Below are 24,772 nucleotides of genomic sequence, written 5' to 3' on the forward strand. Positions count from 1 at the left end.
AATTAGGCAGATAAGTAATCTTTTTTGAACTTTTCGATCTCAGATGCAGAAAAGAAATGCTTAGTGAATTTAGAAGTGAGCATTTCTTCAATGAGCGCTACTTTGGGATGAAAAGTACGTTTAAATTCAACAAGAAGAGGGGAGTACCACTTGTTATCGGCTTGGTTGTCATGCTGCACCTTTACTTCTTGTTGTAAAAAGGTGCTAATTGCTTTTTGTGACTGATCGAGTTTATCGACACGAACAACCATAAGAGAGAAGTTGTCCTTTTGGTAAACTTGATATCCAAGCTCATGATCAAAAGGGTGTGTAAACACGTCGATGCCAGTGAGTGGCTTGATTTCATTATCAAACCATTCCAATGGATATTGATGGTTTACATGCTCCTCAAAAGCTTCATGTAACAATTGAGAACGTTCAGAGCGTACTGCACTGTCATCGTTTAAGTACTTTGCCGCCATCCAGAATGGTAGGGATTGGAAGAACATGGATATGTTTCGACCAATCGGCTCACGCACTAAAGAAATGATGCGGACTTGTTTCTTACGCTTGAGCATGCGACTCATGATCAAGCGCTTTAATAAGCGCTTGATGTAGTTAGTCGCAGGGTTATGCAGTTGTGCACGAACTGGAGATATCTGTTTTTCTGCATCGATAGACATCAGATCGTGTAGATGAATCGATTTTGGAATCGATTTCTCCAACGCGCTCGACCCCACTTTTCCCATTTGATAAATCAGTACCGGGCTGTCCTGCTCCTTTAACAGTTGGTACCACTGCATGCTAAGGCTAATAGGCGTACTGCTGGACATAATTCGCTTCTCCTTCCTTTGATTTTGCCTGAGTAATCAGAACGCCAAGCGAAGGAACTGAGTGTTGAATTTGTTTAGATAGCGCTGCGTTAACCAATGATGCCTTGGTCGATTCTGATCGGATTACCGTAATTAATCCGTTTGCTTTCTTACCTAGAATGAGTGCATCGCTCACTGATAGCAGTGGAGGCGTATCAATAATGATGCGGTCATATTTCCCCTTGAGGTATTCGATCAATTTGTCGAAACGATCGGATGCCAACAACTCTTGTGGGTTTGGTGGAATAATCCCTGCAGGCAATACATCTAGATTCGCCTCCTCGCTGCGAACAATACACTCACTTAGCGATGTATCCATCGTAAGGATATTGGTGAGTCCAGGGCTCGACTCCGAGATATTAAAACGTTTGGCGATCGATGGTCTGCGTAAGTCGCAATCGATGATCAAGACTTTCTCCATGGTGGAAAAAGACACTGCCATATTGATGCTCGTTGATGTTTTGCCTTCTTCTGGAATAGCTGAAGTGAAAGGGAGCACTTTCTGTTTCGAGTTTGTTAATCTGAGGAGGAGAGAGGTTCTGACCGAGCGGCAGGCTTCGCTGAACAGTTTCTCATCTTTGTCGAGATAAGCGGTATAGCTCACCCCACCTTTGCGTAGATTACGCTTTTTCACTCTTGGTATTGTGCCTAGGCAGGTGACACCCAGCTTTTCTTGTACATCTGAAGAAGTACGAATCACTTCACGCAATGTTTCTAAAATGATGACAAGCGCACAGGCAATAGCAAAACCAAAGAAGGTCGCAATTAACACCAGCTTCATACGTTGTGGCGCAATCGGGAAAAGCGGAATGATTGCTGGATCAGTAAAACGCGCAGTGACGTTTTTGTAATCGCTAGTGGCGCTGGTCTCTTTCTCGCGGTTCAAAAACGCTTCATACAAATCTTTGTTCGATTCGACCTCTCGCTTCAGTTGCTCATACTTGGCTTTTTGGGAGCCTAACATTTGGAAATCTGACTTTTTGCTGTCTAATTCCGCGCGAAGCATATCTTCTTGCGCTTTCGCTGCGAGTAAGTCTTGTTGTTTGCTGAATGAGATTTCGCGAATCAGCTGTTGAGTTCGGGTGCGAATTGAATCTAGCTGAGCCCTAGCTTGAACCATACGGTCATGCTTTGGTCCATAGCGTTGAGAAAGCTCAGAGACATTTTTCTCAGCTTGAGCTTCAGAAAGTTTAAGATCGCGGATCTGCGCTTGGTTTGCAAATTCGTCGATAGACAGAAGGCTATCTAAGTCTTGTGAAGATTTACGCTTCAAAAGGTCGATCAGAGTCTGCGCTTCAATACGGTTGTTAATCGCGGCATTTAACTTGCGGCTTAGCTCTTCGAGTTCACTGGCGTAGATATCATCAATACCATTGATATCAATAAGACCTTCTTGCAATAAGAAGTCTTGTAGCGCTTGCTCAGACGTTCTCAAGCGTTGTTCTAGCTTTTGTGAGTTATTGGTCAACCAAGTCGCTGCGTTTTGAGTAATTACTAACTTGGCTTCGAAGTTGGTATCGATGTATGCCTGACCGACGGCATTCGCAATCTTGGTCGCAAGCTCGGGATCAGTAGAGCGAAAGCGAATTTTCACTAGCTGAGTGTTACGTACAGGTTCGATCTCTAGCTTCTCTTTGAATGCTTGAAGAGCTTGGTAGTATGGCTTTGCATGCTGTTGAGTTTCTTCAGGGTTTGGAGACACTCGTAACACATCTTGTACTAGTGGGATGGACTTAATCTCATCGATTTTCTGCTCAAATCTACTTGACCCTGTGAACTCAGGGTGCTGGGTTAAGTTAAGCTGAGTAATCACTTTGTCGGCAATGTGATTTGATTTAAGAATGGCGATTTGAGTTTGAAAGTACTCTTTTTTAGTGGTGTCCACGCCGTACACTTCTTCAATTGAGAGTGCACTTTTTTGCTCTTCTTGAATAAGAAGGGTAGCAGTGGCTTGGTATACCGACTTTTTCGAATAGATATACCAAGTGCAAGTGAGAGAAAAGATGATGGTAAACGCTAAAATGCTTAACCAATTCTTTTTAAGTGTTCGGTAGTGATGCCCAAAACGAATCAACTCGATGCGATTGGAAGAAGGATGAGTAGAATGAATTCCGTTCATTGAATTGCCTGTCATTAGAAGAAGCTCTGATCGATAAATACAATGTCGCCAGGCTCTACCGAGCGCTGCATGTTGACGCTTTCAACAGTTTTACCTGTTGCATGTTGGGTAAGGTTGATACTTTTTCTTGATGCTCGGTCGGTCAAACCACCGGCTAGAGCGATCGCTTTTTCTATGGTGAGCCCTGGTTGATATTCAAACCCACCTGGTTTTCTTACTTCACCGTTCACATAGAAAAGTCGAAAGCTGTTGATTGTGACCATGACTTTAGGGTTAATGAGGTAATCACCTTTTAGCCCGGTTTCTATTTCGTATTTCAGCTGTTTTGGTGTTTTGTTGATCGCCTTGATGCGTCCTAGGTATGGGTAATCGAAGTAGCCATCTGACGTAATTAGGATGTTTTTTATCGTCAGATCTTCTTCGCCATACACTTGTACAGAAATGGTATCGCCTGTATCGAGCAAATAATCTTGCTCACTGGTATTTGCCGAAACAAAGGCGCTAAATAGAACCAGCGTTAAGCCAAGCAGCGTTGTTAAAAGGTTCATTGATATTCCTTGTTATAAAGAGAATCGGGCACTGATAGACCAAACGTTTTGGTCAAAACTATAGCCCTGCAAGTTGGAGTTTTTATCTTGATAGCGCCAATCTGCCTTAAGTAGTACCCAGCGCTTAATTTGATAATCCACACCTGCGGACAAGGCGTAGCGATCCTCGTTACGTGTGACGCCGGTATAGTCATCTTGCTGATAGAGTGCTTCTAAACGTGTGGTTAAGTAGCTGTTCCAATCTTGCTTGAGCGCTAGCGTATAACGAGTTTGCAAGTTGTAATCGCCATCCTGATCTGGGCTAACCGCAGCTTGAGTCGTCTTTAAGGTCAGGAGCGTGTGTTCCTGTGGTTGCCATTCCAATCCGATATCCCAACTAAATCCCTCGAAGGTTTCTCTTTGATGACTATCGAAGTCCTTTATTTGGTAACCCAATCGCGCGATACCTTGTGTTTTCCCCGTGATTTCCCACTGAGCACCGGTGTAATAGAAGCCCGAGTGATTATCTTTGGAAGGTACATTTGGATTATCTGTTTGATAATCTGTTAAGGTTTGTTTTGTTCCGATTAACCAATAAGTCCTGGGTGTGGCGCGCAAATAAAATTCGAGATGCGCGCTCGGCGCTCGAAAGTCGTTGTATTTGGTTTTAGAGTCAGGCTTTCCTGGCAGTCCATCACGGTAGTTCTGATAGGTTTTATCTTGGTAACCTATACCAAACTCAAACCGTCCTTTTGAACCGTCAGAGCCCAATATGTAATTGGATCTGAAAACATTGCGATGAAACTCCAACGGATCGGTAATTTTGTTTCCTTGCCCCTCAGTAAACTCTTCACCTTTTTCTTCATGCTGAGCGCGAAATTGGTAATCCAAGACCAAGCGGTTACGATGATTAAACTCAAAGAAGTTAGTGAATTGAATAAGATGATCATCGTAATCATTTTGTTCATCAGAGGAGAAGCCTGCGCTTAACTTATAAAGCAAGTCTGCACGGTATTGATTGCGTTCAATCTTTGTTAATAGGCTTGGCTCAACACCCCAAATATTTACTGATTCAACGTTTTCACCTTGGTCAGCTTTCGCAATGTTGTCATTGCCTTCATAAAACACGCCTACGGTAGGAATAAACTCAATGCCTGATTCGGTTCTGTAAGCCATCGGTTCTGCCATTGAAGCAGCAGAGCTTAGTACTAGAACAACCCCCAAGTACGTCTTTTTTATCATGATCGACTTAGTACGCATTTGAACCTGTAAATCCTTTGAATATCGTCAGGAAGATGATTTTGATGTCCATCCAAACTGACCATTGGTGGATGTAATCCAAATCGAACTCGACACGCTTTTCCATTTTATCGAGTGTATCGGTCTCACCACGGTAGCCATTGATTTGTGCCCAGCCTGTGATGCCTGGTTTTACTTTGTGTCTTAGCATGTAACGGTCGACGATTTGGCGATATTCCTCATTGTGTGAAACCGCATGCGGACGCGGACCGACAATCGACATCGTGCCTTGCAGAACATTGATAAACTGGGGCAGTTCATCAAGAGAAGTGCGACGTAGGAACCCACCAAATGGTGTAATGCGAGGATCGTTTTTGGTGGCTTGTTTTACGTCGTTCCCTTGCTCCATCGTGGTCATTGAACGGAACTTCCAAACTTCAATTTTTCTGCCATCCAATCCGTAGCGGAATTGCTTAAAGATAACCGGACCTTTAGATGTAGCTTTAATGCCGATAGCAATTGCGAGTAGGATTGGTGAAATAAGAAGCAAGATAATGCTTGATAAAACAATATCTTCTAGACGTTTTACCCATGATGAAATACCAGCGAAAGGTGTATCGAAAACGCTGAGTGTTTGAACTTGACCTATTTGATCCCAACGAGAGTGCAGTAAGTTATAGGTAAAGAAATCAGGGATAAGGTAAGTGTTCGCCGTGGTGTCTGAAAACTGAGTCAGGAATGATGCAATACGCTCGTTAGCGTGCATTGGCATAGCGATATAAACGTAATCCACTTCACCGCGTTTAGCTCGTTCTAAGGCTAGACCAACATTGCCTTTTATTGGGTATTCGGATTCTGGCAATCGGTCTTTAGAGCGCTCATCGTAGAAACCATCAAATAAGACACCATGCTCTGTGTGGCTTTCTAGTTCATTTGCAAGTGTTAAACCGTGTGGCGTTTGACCAATAATGATTGCAGTTCTAGTGTTGTAGCCCATCTTTCTCATGTATGCCAAGACCGCACGAAACGCAACGCGCCAAGAAAGAAGTAGTACTGGTGTAATTAAGAACCAAGATGCAAGAATGTAGCGCTCGAACAAGACATGTACTTGAGAAAAGTACAGAACCATAAACAGGAAGGTGCAGGTCACTAACCATGAAATGCACAGGATAAATATTTGTTCTTTAAATGAACTGGTGCGCCAAGAACGATATAGCTTTCCGCTCTCAGCCATGATGAGGAAAGAAACGCTGCCTACGAAAGATAGGATAACGTAATCTTTGTAGAGTGACGTGTTGGCATCTTTGACAACCAAAAACAGCATAAACGAGACGATGACTACGAGATCAGAGATGCGGTATAAAAATGCGAATTCCATCTCATGAGAACGTATGAGTCCTTTGTGTTTCATAACCTAATTTCCCTTAAGACACGCTACCGCCATTGGGTGTCGTTTCCCAATATCCGTGTCGTTAACGCTTTTTAGTGATAAATAAAATGTGTTTGTCGGTGACCGCAGAAAACCGATCTATCAATCACCATAATTCGGAAATTAGTTTAAAAATTCGCTCTGTTTAGGTAAGTGGAAATAAGAATGAAATTTAGACCTTCGGCTAATATTGGCAGTTTAGGAAAAACTTAATACTTGTCTGAGTAGGGCGGGTAAAAGTACTAATCGTAAAGGATTGAAAAGAAACTAAGGTTTTAATTTGCTTATGGTCTATCGAATTAATTCTTAGGACGGAAAATTAATACGTTAGTTTCGGAAATAAAAAATCCCTCTCGAATGAGAGGGATTGGTAGCAAGCAAAGGTGAAAGAAGTTTTACTCGAAATCTACGCCGTTTTCTTTATGTAGTCGGCGGCATGCGCGACCATCGCTGTGGAATAGGTGACAACGATGTGCAGGGATACCGATTTCTAGTTTGTCACCAGACTCTACTGGTAGTGTATCTGGTTGACGGTAGATAACGTCTGCGTCCGCACCTTCTAGGTTTAGGTAAACTTGAGTCTCGTTACCTAGTTTCTCTACGATCATCACTTCACCGTGAATTGTCGCATCAGCGTCAACGGCTTGAACTAAGTGCTCTGGGCGAATACCTAGTGACATACGGTCACCGCGGTTCACCGTCGTACCATCTACTGGGATCCAGAATGATACACCGTTAGAAAGTTGTACTTTTACGCGCTCTGATTCGACTTCGTCAATGAAAACACTCATGAAGTTCATCTTTGGTGAACCAATGAAACCAGCAACAAAACGGTTTTGTGGGTAGTGGTAAAGCTCTAATGGCTTACCAACTTGTGATACATAACCACCATCAAGAACGACAATTTTGTCAGCCATTGTCATCGCTTCAACCTGATCGTGCGTAACGTAGATCATGGTACAACCAAGCTGGCGTTGTAGCTTCGTGATTTGCGCACGCATGTTTACGCGCAGTGCTGCGTCCAAGTTTGATAATGGTTCATCAAGAAGGAATACATCTGGTTGAGACACAAGCGTACGACCGATCGCAACACGTTGACGTTGACCACCAGAAAGTGCTTTTGGTTGACGCTCTAGCAGGTGACCCAACTGTAGAATTTCTGCTGCGTGTTCAACACGCTTATCGATTTCAGCTTTGTCAGCTTTTGCTAGTTTCAGACCAAATGACATGTTGTCATATAGGTTTAGGTGTGGGTAAAGAGCATAAGACTGGAACACCATACCAACACCACGTTTGGATGGTTCTACGTCATTCATGCGCTGGTCACCAATATACAAATCACCTGAAGTAATGTCTTCAAGACCGGCAATACAACGTAGCAGGGTAGATTTACCACAACCTGATGGACCTACGAAAACAACGAATTCACCTTCGTTGATCTCTAGATCTACGTTCTTAGAAATCAGTACGTCGCCATACGCTTTACAAACATTTTTTAACGTGACACTCGCCATGTAGCTCGTCCTCGATCAATTTTTATTATTCACCGCTCATCATTATATGAATTATCTAGCGAGCAGTAACAGTAGGAGTCGGTAAGTTATTGGGATTGGTAAGAAAAACAGGGTAGCGCTCCAAATGTCCTGAACTGGAGCACTACCCATCATAGCCAAATACGAGTTTCTCTCCCCCACATTATTCGTGTTGTCTCCCCCGTGAAATAATTACCACAAACAACACCAATAATGACATTCCACTCGTATGGCAATGAAAAACCAGCAAATCTTTTCACCTATAGGGTAGGTACTGCTGGGAAAGGGTTCTTACCATCCACTCTTGGATGACTGCAGTTTCTAAGATTGTGTTCACTGCTACATCCTCCTAATCGAAATAATTGTAGGGGGAGTAGGCGGGGAGGAGTCAAAAAGGAGGAGTAGAGTGGGAGTTGGGCTGAAATCACATTATTGCGTGACCTAAAGTTGAAACCGATCACAGGAAGTATTCATTTTGTGATTTGAGTCTCTAACCCTTGGCGATTCAGATCACGAAAATACGTCATAATTGCAAGGGCGTAGGGATTAGGAGGATGAGACATATAGGATTATTTCAGATGATATATGTCGAAATACGGCTGAACCTCAATGGACTAGCCCTACATCAAAAATATAAAAAGGATACGAACATGAAAAAATTAAGCGCTGTAGCACTAGGTACTCTTGTTGCTTTGGGTTCTTTTGGTGCTAATGCTGCCATCGAAGAAGGACAACTGACTATCTGGATCAACGGCGACAAAGGCTATAACGGTCTTGCTGAAGTTGGTAAGAAGTTTGAAGAAGACACTGGCATCAAGGTAACAGTGGCTCACCCAGACGGTCTACAAGACAAGTTCCCTCAAACTGCAGCGACAGGTGATGGTCCTGATATCGTATTCTGGGCTCACGACCGTTTCGGTGGCTACGCAGAATCTGGTCTACTAGCTGAAATCAAACCATCTAAAGAAATTCAAGACGGCATCGTTGATTTTGCATGGGATGCAGTTCGTTACGACGGCAAACTTATCGGTTACCCAGTAGCAGTTGAGTCTCTATCTCTAATCTACAACAAAGACCTTGTTCCAAACCCACCTAAGACTTGGGAAGAAGTAGCAGCGCTAGATGCGAAGCTTAAGAAAGACGGTAAGTCTGCGATCATGTGGAACCTAAAAGAACCGTACTTCACATGGCCACTAATGGCAGCTGATGGCGGCTACGCGTTTAAATACACATCTGAAGGTTACGACATTAAAGATGCTGGTATCGCGAAGGAAGGCGTGAAAGACGCGATGAACTTCGTTAAAGGTCTAGTAGACAAAGGCGTAATCTCTGCGGATATGGACTACTCAGTATCTGAGTCTGCGTTCAACCAAGGTACTGCAGCAATGACTATCAACGGTCCGTGGTCTTGGGGCAACATCGAGAAGTCTGGCATCAACTACGGTGTAACAACACTGCCTAAATTCCAAGGTCAGTCTTCTAAGCCATTCGTTGGTGTACTAACTGCGGGTATCAGCACTGCATCACCTAACAAAGACCTAGCGGTAGAGTTCATCGAGAACTACCTACTAACTAACGATGGTCTACGTATGGTTAACAACGACAAGCCTCTAGGTGCAGTAGCGCTTAACTCGTTCCAACGTGAGCTAGATTCAGATACTCGTATCGCAGCAACAATGGACAACGCGATGAACGGTGAAATCATGCCAAACATCCCACAAATGAATGCATTCTGGGGTGCAGCTAAGAACGCTATCATCAATGTTGTTGACGGTCGTCAAACTGTAGATGCTGCTCTAGCAGATGCAGAAAAACAAATGACTAAATAATTCAGTAATACCCTTTTTAAGGAGGGGGCAACTCCTCCTTACTTTTCTATATTTATCCTATATTCGCTAGCAGGTTCCCTATGCAGTCAGTTCAAGGTACAGATGCTATGACAGCACCAGAAGCCAGCCTACCAAGCAGCAAAAAAGTGTTCACCAAATGGGCACTATTGGGCACAGTCGGCATTATCAATGGCTACGCAACTATCTTAATGTATTCTCGCGGTGAGATTGCGTTTGCGCTACTTACGATCATTCTAACCGCATTAGCGCTATTCATTTTTGGTAGTAAGAAAACTTACGCTCACCGATACATCTACCCTGGTATTGCCGGGATGATTCTATTCATCCTGTTCCCTTTGGCATATACCGTCGGTCTGGCGTTTACTAACTACAGCGCGAAAAACCAGCTTTCTTTCGATCGTGCACAGACTGTACTGTTAGACAGAACTTATCAGAGTGGTGAAAGTTTCCCATTCACTCTGTACAAGACTGAGCAAGGTCATCAAATTGTTGTGAAGAAAGGCGACGAGCTATTAGCAACGCCAACCTTCCAACTTGACGGCTTCTCTGCAACGGATCTTGATTTAGCGCCTATCACTGAAGCGACTGGTGACAAAGAGCCAATCAAAACTATCGTTAAGAACCGCAGTGCACTAAGCAGCGTTGACTTGCACCTTCCAAGCGGCGATGACATTCGTATGAGCGGTCTACGTAAGTTCGCAGCTGTGGTTCCGCTATACACACTTCAAGATGATGGCGAATCACTGTTCAACAACCGTACTCAAGAACTATTGCGTCCAAACATGGATGTGGGTTACTACCAACCCGTTGATGAGAATGGTCAGTTTGTTGGCAACACAGTTTCTCCTGGTTTTGTCGTAAACATTGGCACAGATAACTTTGAGCGAGTTTGGAAAGACGACGGCATCAAAGAGCCTTTCATCAGTATCTTCATCTGGACGGTCGTATTCTCAATCCTGACGGTTGTGTTCACGCTAGTTATTGGCTTAGTTCTAGCGAGTGTTGTTCAGTGGGAGGAGCTTAAAGGTCGAGCAGTGTACCGAGTACTATTGATTCTGCCTTATGCGGTTCCGGCGTTTATCTCAATCCTAATCTTTAAAGGTCTCTTCAACCAAAGCTTTGGTGAGATCAACATGGTATTGAACGCTATCTTTGGTATTAGCCCATCTTGGTTCTCTGACCCATTCCTAGCGAAAACCATGGTAATGATCGTGAACACTTGGCTTGGTTTCCCTTACATGATGATTCTATGTATGGGTCTACTAAAAGCGATTCCTGATGACCTTTATGAAGCGTCTGCAATCGATGGGGCGAACTTCGTCCAAAACTTCATGAAAGTAACGTTACCTATGATGATTAAACCTCTGACTCCACTACTGATTGCGAGCTTTGCGTTTAACTTCAACAACTTCGTAATGATTCAGCTATTGACTGGCGGTGGTCCAAACATGATTGGTACTTCTGAGCCAGCGGGTTACACCGACCTACTAGTAAGCTACACGTACCGTATCGCGTTTGAAGGTGCAGGTGGTCAAGACTTCGGTCTAGCAAGTGCAATCGCAACGCTTATCTTCCTATTGGTTGGCGCGCTAGCACTATTGAACCTACGTTTCACTAAGCTATCTCAGGACTAAGGAGTAACGACCATGGCTATAGTACAAGGTAAATCTTTAAAGTACCGTGTATGGGCGACCCATATTGCTCTTTGGGCTTTCCTGTCACTGATTATTTTCCCACTGCTGATGATCATTGCGATCTCATTCCGTGAGGGTAACTTTGCAACGGGTAGTCTGATTCCAGACAACCCATCGCTAGAGCACTGGAAGTTAGCACTAGGCTTCTCGGTAACAAATGCAGATGGTTCTGTAACACCGCCTCCATTCCCAGTACTAACTTGGCTTTGGAACTCAGTAAAAGTTGCGGGTATCACGTCAATCCTTATCGTGGCACTGTCAACAACTTCAGCTTACGCGTTTGCACGTCTACGCTTCAAAGGTAAGAACACCATCCTGAAAGCGATGATGATCTTCCAAATGTTCCCGGCGGTACTTGCGCTTGTGGCTCTTTACGCATTGTTTGACAAACTAGGTCAGTACATTCCGTTCCTGGGGTTAAACACGCACGGTGGTTTGATCTTCTCTTACCTAGGTGGTATTGCACTGCACGTGTGGACCATTAAAGGTTACTTTGAGACGATTGATAACTCGCTAGAAGAGGCCGCGGCATTGGATGGTGCTACGCCATGGCAAGCGTTCCGTTTGGTACTACTACCACTATCTGTGCCAATTCTAGCTGTAGTGTTCATCTTGTCATTTATCGGTGTTGTAGGTGAGGTACCGGTAGCATCTCTACTACTTTCTGATGTAAACTCCTACACACTAGCAGTTGGTATGCAGCAGTACCTATACCCGCAGAACTATCTATGGGGTGATTTCGCAGCTGCAGCAGTATTGTCTGCACTACCAATTACAATCGTATTCTTGCTTGCACAACGCTGGTTAGTCGGTGGTCTGACAGCTGGTGGTGTGAAAGGATAATCTCAGTTGGTCTCTGAGAGAAAAGAATAACTAGAAAAGGGCGACCAAATGGTCGCCCTTATATTTAGCATCGATATTACGCTTTTGGTTTGGCCGCCGATCAGTAATATCAGGCTTTATTGGCGTTACGCATAGCTGGCTGTTAGCTTAGTTCCTTACGCTTTAATCACTAACAGTTTCTTGTAACCATAACCTGAGTCTCGACTCAGGTTTTTTTATACCCGTAGAATCTCTATTTCCGATACAGACTAACCAGTTTGCAATGGATTACACAGTGACATCAGAATGCCCTGCGTATCACTTCACAGAATTAATTTAAGCGTATTTAGAGGGAAGGGGCTGGATTTGCTGAGAAAGCGTTAAAACTCGCGGCTAGAGGGAGCACAGCCTACATATTGAAGTAAGGTATATAAACTTTCTTGCTGTAGAGCAACACGGCGGAATAGATCGGCAAAAGTTGAGTCACCACCAAAACAAGTTTGTATGTAATGGTTAATTTCTTCTTCGTTATAGCCTTCGACATACATGGTTCTGACCCACTGATATTCGACCGCTTTTAAATTGGTTAATGTATTTTCACTTAACGTGGTCTTTTTTAAGCTCAAGATCCAAACTCTACCCAACACCAAAATTGTGGGTGGATTTAACCAAATCAAAGTGAAAGATTTATGACAATTTGAACCTGGCATGAAGTGAATGACAGAACCATGACATTACTTCACGGGTACACCCAAGTGTCTAGAGGACACTTGGGTATATAAGTTGATTTATTTGAGATATTTGACGTGAGCTTCCATTTCTTCGCCAATCTGCTTGCGCATATTCATTAGGCGAATAGCCGATTGTTCGAGCGCTTTATCTTCTTCAGACTCCGGTTTCCACTTAGGAACATCAGTTGGCTTTCCGTCTTCGTCAACCGCAACCATGATGACGATGCAATGTGTTGTAAGGCGGTTTTTCAATTCTTTTGGATCGCTGGCTTGTACATCAATAGCAATGTGCATTGAACTGCGCCCCGTATAAATGACCTTGGCACTGACCTCGACTAAATTCCCAACATGAATTGGGGCGACAAAGCGAATACCACCTGCGTACGCGGTAATGCAGTATTTTCCACTCCAAGCTGCACTGCATGCGTAAGCTGCTAAATCGATCCACTTCATTACGGCGCCGCCGTGTACTTTGCCACCGAAGTTTACGTCTCCAGGTTCTGCAAGAAAACGAAGGGTAATGTCTCTTTGACCACTGCTCATCTGTCATTCCTTTGTGCGTTGTTTAGCTTCAATGTAACAGCAATGCAACGACTCTTAAATACGTCAGCAAAACATTTATCACATCAGTGTCGTTTCGAGTTGGATTAAGCAATCCGAAAGCTGGCTAAAAATCCTTCAAAAATCGAGTTTTATCATTTTATAGATAAAACATAAGTCACACTTATTAAAAAAATACACTATTGATAAAAAGCGCACTAATTCAATTAATTGAATATCTGTTTTGTTGGTTATCTTACTTTTGAGAATGACGTGTCTTTGTTTGTAAGGGTTGTGTAAGGATCTGTAATTATGGAATGAATGTCACATAATTTCATTTGTGAATAAATATTCGTTCGGAGTGCTGTTTGGTGATTGTTTGCTCAATTGCATACGGTTTAATTATTTCGTATGGTTCTGCCCGTTTTTAAATAACACTTTATGGTTAGTCTCTTGTTCCGTGTTTTAAGTCTTAGTTTAGCTATCTCACTAATTAGTATAAAGATATATGCAGGGGTGGACTCTGGGTATCTGTATGCTTCAGGGTTTGGTGACGCTGAACATGTAGCTCTAAAAGATGCTAAGAAGCAATTGGCACTTAACTTGATTAGTGTTATCGAAGTGAATGAAAAGTCATCTATTGTTAAGACTTCCCATGGTGTCGACTCCTCTTTTTCTCAGGATTCATCCATACATTCACTTCCAATTGAAATCCCTCACTTGGAAGTTTTAAGTCATGAATGTGGCGAGAAAGGTTGTGAGTATCGCTATCGGCTGAGTAAGAAAACCTGGCAGAAACAGGTTGAGCATGATTTGACGGTCTCGTACCAAACGGCTGCGATAAAACTTAAAAATCTCAACAACAACTGGCGTGGTGTGAAGGACTACTTTCATGCTGAAGAGCTAATGACGAAAAGTGCCGTTCAGCTCGATGTGCTCGGTATTTTAGATTCTGATGCTGCACAGTCATACCGTGCACAACACCTACAGATTAGCGAAACGATGAACGCGAAGAGAGAAATGCTCTCGATTTCGTTTGTCGCATCGAATGATGCTTTTTCTCATCAAATTCACGAGTTGCTATCACGTCACGCATTTGCGTCGAATCATGGTGGCATCTCCGTTTATATCAAGACGAAATCCCAGCAGGGACGACAAGGGAAAGACTTTGTCGCCAAGCAAAGTATTCAACTTAAAGTCTTCGATTCAAATTCATCTCATATGGTGACCCAAAAGGTGATCACCGTGTTAGGTAAATCCCAAGCTAGCTCTGCGGCGGCAAAACACGCTGCTGAGCAAAAAATAATTAAAAAGCTTACTAATAAATCTATCTATTCAGTATTGATCTAAAGGATACAGAAATGTTTAAAAAAACAGTCATGGCTTCTCTATTTGCTACCGCACTAGCAGGTTGTTCTTCAATGCCAGGTATGGAGTCTGCGACGGTTGACCGCAACGAAATGAGTGCAGCTCTTGTTAAATCTTGTACTGAGCTAGGCTCTGAGTACACACCAGTATCTTACGCTGTAGACAAAGTATCTAAAGTGATGGTGTCGATTCAAGAGCGTCAATGTGCTGTATTCCAAGACTACCGCACACTAGCAGACAAGCATGCAGACGTAGCAGGTTTCCTAAAGATCAATGCTGATAAGAGTGATGAAGAGCTTCTTGTTGCGATGAATGAATTCGATGAAGGCAAAGCTGAAAACAAGAAAATTCGCCCACAAGTTGAAGCGTACAAAGCGGCGTCTGATTCAATCTTTGACAAGAACGTTGAGCTAGCGAAAGACATCGCGCTTGAGGCAGCTGAAATTGCAATTATTGCTTCAGACAACGCGGCAGTAATTGCGCAAGATTCTGCAATGGCAGGTTTAGGCAACGCACTTTCTTTCCTATCGAACGAGTCTGAAGAAGAAGGCGAAGCGGATGCAGAAGCAAAAGAAGAAGTGCCAGTTGTTGAAGCTTACAACGAGATGAAAGCACGTTCTCTTCTTGTTTACGACGCAAACGACATGATTTCTCTAGACCAAAACACAATCGAGCAACTAGAGAACCTAGACAAAGTTTTAGCAGAGAAAGTTAAGTCGTAATGAAATATTCAAAGATCGCAACACTTGTCGCTGCTGGTCTTGTTCTGGCTGGGTGTAATAGCACGCCCAGCCAACAAACTTACGCAGTTGAGAGTAACGCAGGCAACTCGTCTTTAATCATTGGTAAGTCAGCGTTTGAATTCACCAACAGTGACATCGAAGTTCCAGCATACTTCAACACTCAAGGTCTTCAATTCTGTACTTACGAAGCAAACGAGAAAGACAGCCGTTGTCCGTTAGCAAAAAAGACTATTCGCCTTTACTTCGGTGACGTTCAAACTGACGTTAGCGAGAACCTTCAAGGCAAATCTGCCGATGTATTCAATGCAATGCATTCAAGTATTGGTAAGTTCGAAACGAAAGCGCTTGAGAACACGTTAGAAAACCAATTTGCGGGTGTGAACCGTTTCCGTATCTTGACGCGTGACACTAAGTCAGTAAACGCGGCGATGGAAGAGATTCTTGCCGATGAAGGTGCAGCAAAAGTCGCACAAAAAATGAGTGGTCGTGACAAGTTATCGACGGACTACATCATGAAGGTCGACGTGCTTAAAACTGGCGATATGCTCTTTGGTTCTACGCAGTCTTTATTCCAAACATCAATGGAAATGACGACGGGTGTTATTGACCCGTACACTCGTGAAAAGCTGAGCTACCCGAATATCGGTAAGATCCGCGTTTCTAACTTTGATGTTCGTGATAAGGAAAGCTTCACAACCGTAATCGCAAATGGTGACTACTACCGCGGTTTTAACTACACCAGTAGTAAAGACGTTGATTCTGTGATGAACGAAATGGCGTCACGTGGTTTCGATATCATGTTGACTCGTCTGCTAAAAGAGATGCCAGCAACAGCACAAGTTATGGGCATTAAAGGCGACCGAATCTCGCTAGATCGTGGTCAAAATGCTGGTGTATTACCAAATGAAACCATGGTTGTATTTGAGTACAGTGCAGGTTTTGTTGAGCCAATCGGTGTGGCGACGGTTAACCCTAGCCAACAAAGTGCTCAAGGCAAAATCGTACGCTGGAAAGACAGTAAGCTTGCTGATCAAGTGAAAGACGAAGCTGAGCAGGGTATTTACCGTCCAGATCGTCAGCGTCGAATCTTTGCAGTTAGCGTCGGTGTCCCGATGGAATTCATGAAGGAACGCAGCACATGGGCGCAAAAGGGATAAGTCTTAGTCTTACCCTCGGTGGATTGCTTTCGGCTGCACCTGCAGCTGCGCTTGAACTTGATAAGAGCCAGTCAACACTGGCTCTTGTTGAGCAGGGGTGCGCCTATGGTCGTGGTGCGTTAGCGATAGAGGGGGCGAAAGCGGATGCGATCAATAACCTGCGACTGTTTTTAAATGGGCAGGTTTCACTTTCTTTATCTTCTGAAGATTCCGAATTACTCAACGAACAGTTTAATCAAGCTGCTCGAGAAATGTTAGTAACTGGAATCGAGAGAGGGATGATCACTGCGGATTTTGGGCAACCTGAAATCTACGGCGATGATACCTGTGTGAATGTGCGTCTTATGCCACCAACGCAAACAGAAGAAGACTCAGGTGAGGGTATTGTTTGGGGGTCTGACTCGACGGTTTCTGTTGTGGTCATCGGTGAGGGTATCCCGAACGCTAAGCAAGGTTTAAGTGCGCGCCAAGCGGCTGAGCAAGATGCATTTCGTCGTGCTATCAGCCAAGTTTTGGGCGTGATGGTTAAATCTGGCTACCTCCAGCAAACCTATTCAAGCATGTCGGCAAATGCGGTCAGTGATGACTTTAACTTGCATGATGTGGCTGTACAATCCTTATCAATGCAATCGCAAGGTATGATTACTGGTTGGAGCGAAATTTCTAGCCAAACTAAACCAAATGGTGTGCTTGTCGTGACGCTCGATGTGTCTGTTGAACGCCAAAAGGTTGAGGCTAAGATCGCTCAACTTATCAAGAGTTTAGGGCAACCTGCCGTTTACGTGGATGCGCACCTTCCGGTTGTTCAAACCACGTTCAGTAGCTCTCTTGCTCAGATGGGCTTCGATCTCTCTGGTACTCCAGAGCAGGCAACCATCATTCTTCAAGTTCAAGAAAAAGAGAAAGTGACGCCTTCCGGCTTGCAGTTGGAATTGGCGGCTAAGCTATTAGACCGAGCGGGTAATGAATACGGTAATTGGCACAACGATCCAACACTGATGACCCTTCCTAACAAAGAGGGGATGCTGAATGAACTAGCGTCAGTGCACTTGGCTGTCGATCAAAACCAGAAAATGCTGACTCAAGCGTTACATAGCGCCGTCCAAAAAATGGCAATGCGTGGTGGCCCGGTTAGAGAATTGATCTTTACGCCGAAAGCGGCGGGTCAACAAGGTCAACTTTATACCTTGCTTAGTGCGATTAACGGCGTTTCTGATATTAAGATTGAAAGTCGTTCTGGCAAGGTTATTGTCCGACTTCGCTCATTAAACAGCGCCAATGACCTTGCTCAGTTTATCCAGCCAACGTTGCGCATTCATCAGCCAAATTATCAGTCCAAGCTACGTGTTTTGAACGATTACCAAATCAACGTGCTTTAAGACCTCTACAGGATATTTATGTTTAAAAAAACACTTCTTTCATTGGTACTAGCAAGTGCCTTTGGTTCTGCACATGCAAATGTAGATTTTGACCTTAATGATCTCGTTCCTGCAACCGATGCACCTTCTGAAACACAAGCTGTAAATACAGATGACGTAAAAGAGGTGGGTGATCTAGTTGTGGCGGCAGACCCGAAAGCCGCGGTACTTGTTGCTCACCAAAGCCTGATCGAAGACGAAGGTGATGGCGTTAAGATGATCGCAGTTGGCTCGGGTATCGGTATTCTATCTACGGGTTCTGGTAGCTACGAAACTTACGAAAACCGTAACGCGACGTTGTTATCTAAGCGTGGTGCATACATGAAAGCTTTCCAAATTGCGAAAAAGCAATTAGTGGAAAACATGGAAGGCATGAGCAACATGTGTGCGACAGCGATCAACGAAACCATGGATGTGATTGATACTGCGACAGAAGGCGCGGCAAACACCACAAGCATGATGAGCGATAACTGTGCTGAGTCAGTAAAAGGCGCGTTGGCAGGTTACGTGACGTTCGATGTGTATGATGATCCAAGTGAAAACCTAGTTCGTGTTAGTTTGATTTCAACGCCGAAAACACGTGAGCAAACGAAGCGTAAAGTGGGCGCTCTGACTCAGACTACAGAACCAAACGTGATTTTCAAACAAATCATCGCTGATCTGCAGGCGGGTGTGATGCCTCCTGTTGGTGCGAAAGTGATTACCAACGCTGAAACGGGCGAGTCGTTTGTACTTGGTTTCGGTTCTTCGATCATTCGTGACAACAAGAATAAGAGCGTGAAACGCAAGCTGCTTGGTATGTCTAAATCTCAAGCGCAAGCAAAAGCGAGAAACGGTCTGATTGCAGTAATGCAAGGTGAACAAGTTTACTGGGAAGGTGGTTTCACAGAGAACCAGTTAGAGAAGAATGAACAGTTCGAGTACCCACCTGAGAGCGTTAACCCTGCAGATGCGAAAGTATTGGCAGAAGACAAACACACGTTCATGAACAACATCAAGAGCTTTGATTCGTACAAGTCATTTGCAGCGGGTCAAGTTCCTCCAGGTGTTTCCGTTAAAACCTTTAAGAGTAGCGATGGTGACTGGATGTTAGCCGTTGCGGTTTATGCCCCTTCTCTAGAGGCGACGGCAAAGCAAGCAGCTGCAGAAAACAAAAAGCGCGTTCGTGAAGGTCAAAACGCAAGCTCAGACCACAAAATTTCAACAACTGGCGGTCTGACTGACGGAAGCAACAATACTCAAGGACCATCTGGTCAAGTGAGTAACGCAAATGATCTGTAACCACAGATACTTGCTTGTTCTGGTAGGCCTTTTAGGTCTACCAGTTTTTGCTTCCGACTCTCATTCTTGGTCGTTCAACGGCACGGATTATGAGCTTAAAACCAGTGATGCAGAAGTGTCAGTTGAAGTGAAAAGACAGCATGAACTGACCGCGAAACAAATGAAGTCATTGTGTCGTAAAGGGCTCGGTTTAGAGCTTCGCAAAAAATACGAAGACAAGTTGCTTGAAGGTGGTTTCATTCGTGAAACTTTAGATTCGTGGCCTTTTGTGAGTCTAACTTACGAACTGACCAATATTCAGTTTTCTTCAGTGAGTAAGAGTCAAGCTCAGTGCCGTGCGAATGTGAATGATACTGGCTACAAAACCAATCTCCAAACCACAGCTCTGAACTATGCCGTTGCGTATTACTCAACAAAGCAGTACCAGCACATCAAGCCGATATTACCGTTGATCATCAAAGAACCTAGCGTTGCGATGGATGCTGCAGGTTTGGTCACCTTGCTCTTATCTCAATCAGACGTGACCAAAGCTGAAAATTACTATCAGCAGTATGTCGATGTTTCCGCAATTTCCAACAGTGAAATCAAGCACTGGCTAGCTCAATGGCAGTTTGAGCAAGGAGGACTTGAGGAAAGCTTGTTCATCGCGAAGCAGTGCTCAAGCAAAGAATGCGAGCGTTTGGTGATAGACATTGAAGATCAAATGTTTGAGCAACAAGCTGAGAGTGTCGGAGATCTGTCTTCTTATTTCTGATTTAACAAATTACGGTAACTCAATTTATGAAATTGAAATATTGCGCACTGGCTGCGTTGTTAAACCTAATTGTGATGCAACCAAGTTTTGCAAATGATCCTTTTGCTGAACTGGACCAAGAAATCGAACAATTAACCGCTGATGATACGGATGAGTTTGAGCAATGGTATGCCGCCCAAATTCAAGAGTTCAATCAATGGCAGCAAGCTTACTTAGCGGATTGGGACAAAAAACAGAAAGCCTCTATTCAAAAATGGGGTGACACCAAAATACCTTCTCCGGATGTGGTAGTGGTTTATGACGAACAACATAACGCACGAACCGTTGTTGATTTGGAGAAAGGTGAGATTACGGTTAGCTACTTACCGCCTGCGGAAGAAGAAAAAGCCGAAGCTCCAGTTGTTGAAGCTGAAGTCGTCAATGCCGTTATCGAGAAAAACGCCAAGGTGTTTGAAGAAGTTGGTGTAACTCAGCCTAAAAAAGCTGAGCCCACAATGGTTTTCGTTGAGGAAATTAAAGTAGAACCAAAGACTTTCGAAGAGGTGAAGAAAGAGATTGAAGCGCAAACTGAGCGCCAAATGAGTCAACTTGACATCTTTGCTGCTGAAAAAAGTGCGGTGTTAAGTGAACAAAAGCAAGAGCAAGTGATTGTTCAGCAAAAACAACAAATGGTGAAGCAGGAAGAAAAACGTATTGCTGCTGTGAAGCAAGAATTAGCTCAGCAAGAAAAGCAGCTAAAGCAACAGCCTAAAAAGATTGTTGAGTATAAGGTCAAGATTCCAAAATCATCACTGGTGAACCGCGCCAATCAGTACCTTCCTGCGATTCAACAAGAAAGTGCAAAGCGAGAACTACCGCCTGCACTTGTTTTGGCAATCATGCACGAAGAGTCGCATTTCAACCCGAAAGCAAAATCTCATGTGCCCGCATATGGGCTGATGCAAATCGTGCCGACAACCGCTGGTCATGACGTGAATAAGCTATATCGCGGTAAAGATAAGCCGATGAAAGCGAATGACTTATACGATCCCAATTTGAATATCGAAACTGGCACGGCGTATCTAAAAATTCTTCAGAGTCGATACCTAAAAGGCATTAAAGACCCACAAAGTGCGACTTACAGTGTGATCGCGGCTTACAACACCGGGTCAGGTAACGTGGCCAAAGCATTTGGTGAGCGACGTGTTTCTAGTGCGATTAAGAAAATCAATACCATGAGTTCTGATGAAGTATATGAGCACCTTATCAAGAACTTACCTTATAACGAGACTCGCAAATATCTCAAAAAGGTCAACGATAGAATGAAAACCTATCATGCGCAGTCCAACTCAATTATCTAAAAGGAATTGAAGATGAAATATCAAATTCTTACCGCTGCAATCAGCGCAGTGATCTTATCTGGTTGTGCGAGTCAAAGTGGTTCTGAAAACACGGCGAAAGTGGAAACCAACAAAGGCAGCAATGTGCCTAGCTGGGTACTAAACCCAACTTCAGCGAATGGCTTTGCAGCGTCAAACTGTGTTACGGCGTCAGGTAACTTTTCTGTTGATCGTAACCACGCTATCTCTCTAGCACGTAACACGCTTGCGCAAAACCTTGATATTAAAGTCAGTGTGTTAGAGAAGAACTATCAAAAAATTGATAGCTCAGTTGACGGTCAAACCTCTGGCACATCTTTTGAGCAAATCGCTAAGCAAATAACTAATACTTCAATTCAAAAGAGCCAAGTTGAGCAAGTATCACTGGTTGAAATTGGTGGTGTAGAGCAAATTTGTGCGCTAGTAGTCATGCCAAAGATTGAATCAGAAAAGATGTTTAACTCTGCTGTAACGGCAGGAACGGATATTGATCCAACGGATAAAGCGGCGCTATACAAAGAGTTTGTGAGCCAAAAGACAAGCAAAGAATTGGAAAAGCAGGCTGAAGCCCTTTAATCCAAATGAAAGCAAAAAGAAAAGAGCCATCATGGCTCTTTTCTTTTTAGTTGCTATGAGCTCGTTGCAGTTTGAGCTTCTGGGTCGATGACTTTGCCTTTTCTACGTACTTTAATTTGCGACAAGATAACGCCAGAGATAACCAACATACCGCCAATGATGTGGTAAACATGAACTTCTTCGCCGAGCATGGTTGAAGCGAGAGCTACCGAAACCACAGGCATCAGGTTCATGAACATGGCACTTGAGTCAGCACCAATCAAGTCAATCGCTTTTACCCACATCAATGGAGCAAAGATAGACGCGGCAATACCAGCGTAAGCAATTAAAGGTAATGCGCTTTGGCTTGGTAGAAGTTGATCGCTGCTTAGCCACAATGGCGCAAGCATAACCAATGAGAAAAAGCCTTGCATGTAAACCAAAGTCATACTGTTGAAAGGCATCTTCCAGCGTTTTAGTAACACACAATAAATTGCGTAGCAAAGCGCAGCCAGCAGCATCAAGCTGTCACCTTGCGTCATATCTTGATGCAGGAAGTAGGTGATATCGCCGTGCCCTAACATAAACGCCAAGCCGCCTAATGAAATCACACCACCTGCCACGCTCAGCATGGAAATCGACTTGCCAAGTAAAGGTACACTCAAGAAAACACTGATCAAAGGAACGAGAGACGTAATCAGTGCCATATTAGAAGCGGTCGTTGTTAGCCCTGCGTAATAACCTAGGGATTGGTTTAGCACCATGCCTAATAGTGCGAGGAAAGCCAATTTAGCCAAGTATGGGCGAATCACATGACGTTGTTTGATCACTGCTGGTAAGCAAAATGGCGTTAAAAGTACCATAGCAACAAACCAACGGTAGAAACTCATTGCGCTAGGTTCGATGGCACTTGCTGCCATTTTATTTACGATGGAATTCCCACCCCAAATCATGACAGTAAAAAACGGAAGCAAATAAACCATGAGAACCTCATCGCAGAATAATTAATGGCGCTAGTCTGACAGGTCTTTATAATGAAAAGTATCTCTGGAAAGACATCGTAAGCGATAGGAAGACAAATTTGAAAAAGAGCACAAGGAATCTTCATCCGTCATTATCAATCGACAGAGCACCATCAGATGTGTTTATGAATTTTGAAGCCTTTTTGTCGAATACAGAAACTCGCATTCACAGCCACCCGTGGGGACAAGTTCAACTGATCAGTGGCGGTATTCTAGAAATGGATGCGGAAGACACACGTTTCTTAGCGCCTCCGCATCTTGCGATTTGGGTACCGGCTGGGATCCGTCACACCAGTTATAATCGTAAGCCTTTGGAATACTGCTCGTTAAATATCGACCCAGAGTTGACTCAGCACTTTCCATCCAAAACGAGCTTGATCAAAGTGACGCCCATTGTTTCGGCGATTGTGGAAGACTTTCGCCAGCGTGATATTAATGTTGCTAAGAGCGAAGAAGATAAACGCCTCGTTCAGGTCTTGTTGGATCAGCTAGCCAAACAAGAAGTCGAACATCACTTTTTGCCAACCACAGACAACAAATATCTGGAGCCAATTCTTAAAGCCGTCGAAGAAGCGCCAACTGATGAAATTAGCTTGGGGGAATGGGCGGAAAAGGTTCATACCACAGAGCGCACTTTAGCTCGCCATTGTCAAAGTGAGTTAGGGATGAGTTTTACCGAGTGGCGATTGCGAGTGCGTTACTTGCATTCGATGGAGTTGTTAAGGAAGGGGCAAACCGTAAAAGAGGTGGCGTTGACATTGGGTTACAACCAGGCCAGTCCTTTTATCGCCATGTTTAAGAAATACTCCGGCATTACACCGGAGCAATATAAGAACCGCTTGTTATAGCTGAGTAAGCACGTAATCTAAACCACCTACAACTGCTGCAACTTGAGCGTCGTTACACTCTTCATCAGTGACTTTCGGGCTGTCTGGGTAAACTTCTGTTGTAGTGCCGTAAGTGCAGTTGGTGACGCCGCCACACAGACCCAGTTTCACCATTGGGTAATTAATCACACCAAATTGCACCACTGGCGAACCAATGATTTCGCCTTTATCGTCAGCAGGTGCAATGTGCGTTACTTTCGCTACTGACTCGATGACGGCTTTTTGGAACTCAGGTTGCGGGTTTTCTGTATCGCCCACCGTGTAGAAACCATCTGGGATCATGCCTTCGATGTATTCAAGACCATCACGTGCTGCAAGTGCAGGGCGGAATTCGGTCTCGTCAGAATCGGTGGTTTCGTGCAGGTCGATGTGCATTAGAACATCACCTAAGGTCGCAACAAGCTTAATCAAGTTAGCTGACTCTTCCGCAGGGCTATTTGCGTAGAAAGAGCGGTTTGGGTCAATCGCATTTGGATTCCAGCGGTTGATCACCTCGTACCCCCAAGGGCTGACACATGGTGCAACGACAATATTGAAGTGTTCTGCATAACGCTCTGCCTGCGTATCAACAAACTTCAGCGCACCATGTACGCCACTTGTCTCGTAGCCATGTACGCCGCCAGTTACTAAAACAACCGGTTTTGCAGCATCCCAGTTACGAGTCTTGATACAAAACAGAGGGAAGCGCGCCTCGTCGTAAGAGAGCGCGCCGTATTGCTCAACATCAAAACGTTCGCGAAGAGCATTAATTTTGGTCACGACTTCTTCTTGGTAGCTACGTTTTACGTCACGTTGCTCACGCCAAGCTTTACGTTCTGCTTCACCCCATGACTGACCTGGGGTACCAATTGGGTAAGTGTATCCGCTTTTCATCTATACTTTTTCTTTTGTGTGC

Annotated in this window: 22 protein-coding genes; 12 read left to right on the forward strand and 10 right to left on the reverse strand. The window is 44.0% G+C overall.

Features of this window, described 5'->3' with window-relative positions; all coding sequences use genetic code 11:
* Positions 1 to 2: 2 nt before the first annotated feature.
* The 6 genes from ABMY42_RS01655 to malK form a co-directional block, all read right to left on the reverse strand.
* Positions 3 to 812: a putative capsular polysaccharide synthesis family protein gene (locus tag ABMY42_RS01655; RefSeq protein WP_017188677.1), complete on the reverse strand. Its 810-nt coding sequence runs from the start codon at positions 810 to 812 to the stop codon at positions 3 to 5.
* A complete protein-coding gene (locus ABMY42_RS01660) occupies positions 790 to 2,985 on the reverse strand; it encodes a polysaccharide biosynthesis tyrosine autokinase (RefSeq protein ID WP_017819346.1) in 2,196 nt (731 codons plus the stop codon). Before ABMY42_RS01660 ends, ABMY42_RS01655 begins: the two co-directional genes overlap by 23 nt.
* Entirely contained in the window at positions 2,985 to 3,518 is a 534-nt protein-coding gene (locus tag ABMY42_RS01665; RefSeq protein ID WP_005453398.1) for a polysaccharide biosynthesis/export family protein, read from the reverse strand. The genes ABMY42_RS01660 and ABMY42_RS01665 overlap by 1 nt, the downstream gene beginning before the upstream one ends.
* Before the next feature lie 12 nt (positions 3,519 to 3,530).
* Entirely contained in the window at positions 3,531 to 4,739 is a 1,209-nt protein-coding gene (locus ABMY42_RS01670) for an outer membrane beta-barrel protein (RefSeq protein ID WP_349265891.1), read from the reverse strand.
* A 7-nt stretch (positions 4,740 to 4,746) separates the two neighbouring features.
* On the reverse strand, positions 4,747 to 6,147 hold the full coding sequence (locus tag ABMY42_RS01675; protein WP_005453401.1) for an undecaprenyl-phosphate glucose phosphotransferase: 1,401 nt from the start codon (positions 6,145 to 6,147) through the stop codon (positions 4,747 to 4,749).
* 413 nt (positions 6,148 to 6,560) lie between these two features.
* Positions 6,561 to 7,679 (reverse strand): maltose/maltodextrin ABC transporter ATP-binding protein MalK, encoded by a 1,119-nt coding sequence (malK, locus tag ABMY42_RS01680; protein ID WP_005453403.1) that lies wholly within the window; start codon positions 7,677 to 7,679, stop codon positions 6,561 to 6,563.
* 668 nt (positions 7,680 to 8,347) lie between these two features.
* Between malK and malE the strand changes: the two genes are divergently transcribed.
* The 3 genes from malE to malG all read left to right on the forward strand — a co-directional run bounded on the left by malE (position 8,348) and on the right by malG (position 12,084).
* Positions 8,348 to 9,526 carry a maltose/maltodextrin ABC transporter substrate-binding protein MalE gene (gene malE, locus ABMY42_RS01685; protein ID WP_005453405.1) on the forward strand — a complete coding sequence of 393 codons (1,179 nt, stop codon included), beginning with the start codon at positions 8,348 to 8,350 and terminating at the stop codon, positions 9,524 to 9,526.
* Between the two features lie 80 nt (positions 9,527 to 9,606).
* A complete protein-coding gene (gene malF / locus ABMY42_RS01690) occupies positions 9,607 to 11,181 on the forward strand; it encodes a maltose ABC transporter permease MalF (RefSeq protein ID WP_005453407.1) in 1,575 nt (524 codons plus the stop codon).
* A gap of 12 nt (positions 11,182 to 11,193) precedes the next feature.
* Positions 11,194 to 12,084, forward strand: a complete 891-nt coding sequence (gene malG, locus ABMY42_RS01695; RefSeq protein ID WP_005432001.1) for a maltose ABC transporter permease MalG — start codon at positions 11,194 to 11,196, stop codon at positions 12,082 to 12,084.
* A gap of 359 nt (positions 12,085 to 12,443) precedes the next feature.
* Here the strand turns inward: malG and ABMY42_RS01700 are convergent, their stop codons facing one another.
* A complete protein-coding gene (locus ABMY42_RS01700) occupies positions 12,444 to 12,689 on the reverse strand; it encodes a hypothetical protein (RefSeq protein WP_005453409.1) in 246 nt (81 codons plus the stop codon).
* A 162-nt stretch (positions 12,690 to 12,851) separates the two neighbouring features.
* A complete protein-coding gene (locus tag ABMY42_RS01705) occupies positions 12,852 to 13,337 on the reverse strand; it encodes an acyl-CoA thioesterase (protein ID WP_005453411.1) in 486 nt (161 codons plus the stop codon).
* Between the two features lie 450 nt (positions 13,338 to 13,787).
* On the opposite strand from ABMY42_RS01705, the gene ABMY42_RS01710 reads away from it, so the two are divergent.
* From ABMY42_RS01710 to ABMY42_RS01745, 8 genes are read left to right on the forward strand one after another with little or no spacing between them, the layout of a single operon-like run.
* Positions 13,788 to 14,684 carry a hypothetical protein gene (locus tag ABMY42_RS01710; RefSeq protein ID WP_230689881.1) on the forward strand — a complete coding sequence of 299 codons (897 nt, stop codon included), beginning with the start codon at positions 13,788 to 13,790 and terminating at the stop codon, positions 14,682 to 14,684.
* Positions 14,685 to 14,695: 11 nt separating this feature from the next.
* A complete protein-coding gene (locus ABMY42_RS01715) occupies positions 14,696 to 15,424 on the forward strand; it encodes a hypothetical protein (protein WP_009697141.1) in 729 nt (242 codons plus the stop codon).
* Positions 15,424 to 16,602: a hypothetical protein gene (locus ABMY42_RS01720; protein ID WP_009697140.1), complete on the forward strand. Its 1,179-nt coding sequence runs from the start codon at positions 15,424 to 15,426 to the stop codon at positions 16,600 to 16,602. Before ABMY42_RS01715 ends, ABMY42_RS01720 begins: the two co-directional genes overlap by 1 nt.
* Positions 16,584 to 17,981, forward strand: a complete 1,398-nt coding sequence (locus ABMY42_RS01725; protein WP_272760374.1) for a hypothetical protein — start codon at positions 16,584 to 16,586, stop codon at positions 17,979 to 17,981. The genes ABMY42_RS01720 and ABMY42_RS01725 overlap by 19 nt, the downstream gene beginning before the upstream one ends.
* Positions 17,982 to 17,999: 18 nt before the next feature.
* The gene (locus ABMY42_RS01730) at positions 18,000 to 19,301 is read left to right on the forward strand and encodes a hypothetical protein (protein ID WP_005453420.1); all 1,302 of its coding nucleotides are present in this window, start codon (positions 18,000 to 18,002) and stop codon (positions 19,299 to 19,301) included.
* The gene (locus ABMY42_RS01735) at positions 19,291 to 20,055 is read left to right on the forward strand and encodes a hypothetical protein (protein ID WP_349265892.1); all 765 of its coding nucleotides are present in this window, start codon (positions 19,291 to 19,293) and stop codon (positions 20,053 to 20,055) included. Before ABMY42_RS01730 ends, ABMY42_RS01735 begins: the two co-directional genes overlap by 11 nt.
* A 26-nt stretch (positions 20,056 to 20,081) precedes the next feature.
* Positions 20,082 to 21,395, forward strand: coding sequence for a transglycosylase SLT domain-containing protein (locus ABMY42_RS01740; protein WP_272760376.1), 1,314 nt, complete (start codon positions 20,082 to 20,084; stop codon positions 21,393 to 21,395).
* Between the two features lie 12 nt (positions 21,396 to 21,407).
* Positions 21,408 to 21,989 (forward strand): hypothetical protein, encoded by a 582-nt coding sequence (locus ABMY42_RS01745; protein ID WP_005453426.1) that lies wholly within the window; start codon positions 21,408 to 21,410, stop codon positions 21,987 to 21,989.
* A 53-nt stretch (positions 21,990 to 22,042) separates the two neighbouring features.
* Here ABMY42_RS01745 and ABMY42_RS01750 read toward each other — a convergent pair whose 3' ends face one another.
* A complete protein-coding gene (locus tag ABMY42_RS01750) occupies positions 22,043 to 22,951 on the reverse strand; it encodes a DMT family transporter (protein ID WP_009697137.1) in 909 nt (302 codons plus the stop codon).
* 98 nt (positions 22,952 to 23,049) lie between these two features.
* Here ABMY42_RS01750 and ABMY42_RS01755 point away from each other — a divergent pair, with 98 nt between their 5' ends.
* A complete protein-coding gene (locus tag ABMY42_RS01755) occupies positions 23,050 to 23,838 on the forward strand; it encodes a helix-turn-helix transcriptional regulator (RefSeq protein ID WP_005453431.1) in 789 nt (262 codons plus the stop codon).
* On the opposite strand, the gene ABMY42_RS01760 is transcribed toward ABMY42_RS01755, so the two are convergent.
* On the reverse strand, positions 23,833 to 24,750 hold the full coding sequence (locus ABMY42_RS01760; RefSeq protein ID WP_009702603.1) for a M14 family metallocarboxypeptidase: 918 nt from the start codon (positions 24,748 to 24,750) through the stop codon (positions 23,833 to 23,835). The two genes, ABMY42_RS01755 and ABMY42_RS01760, sit on opposite strands and share 6 nt — an antisense overlap.
* Between the last annotated feature and the right edge of the window lie 22 nt (positions 24,751 to 24,772).

This window comes from Vibrio sp. SSH13-20 (assembly GCF_040104475.1).
GTDB classification, from domain to species: Bacteria; Pseudomonadota; Gammaproteobacteria; order Enterobacterales; family Vibrionaceae; genus Vibrio; species Vibrio harveyi.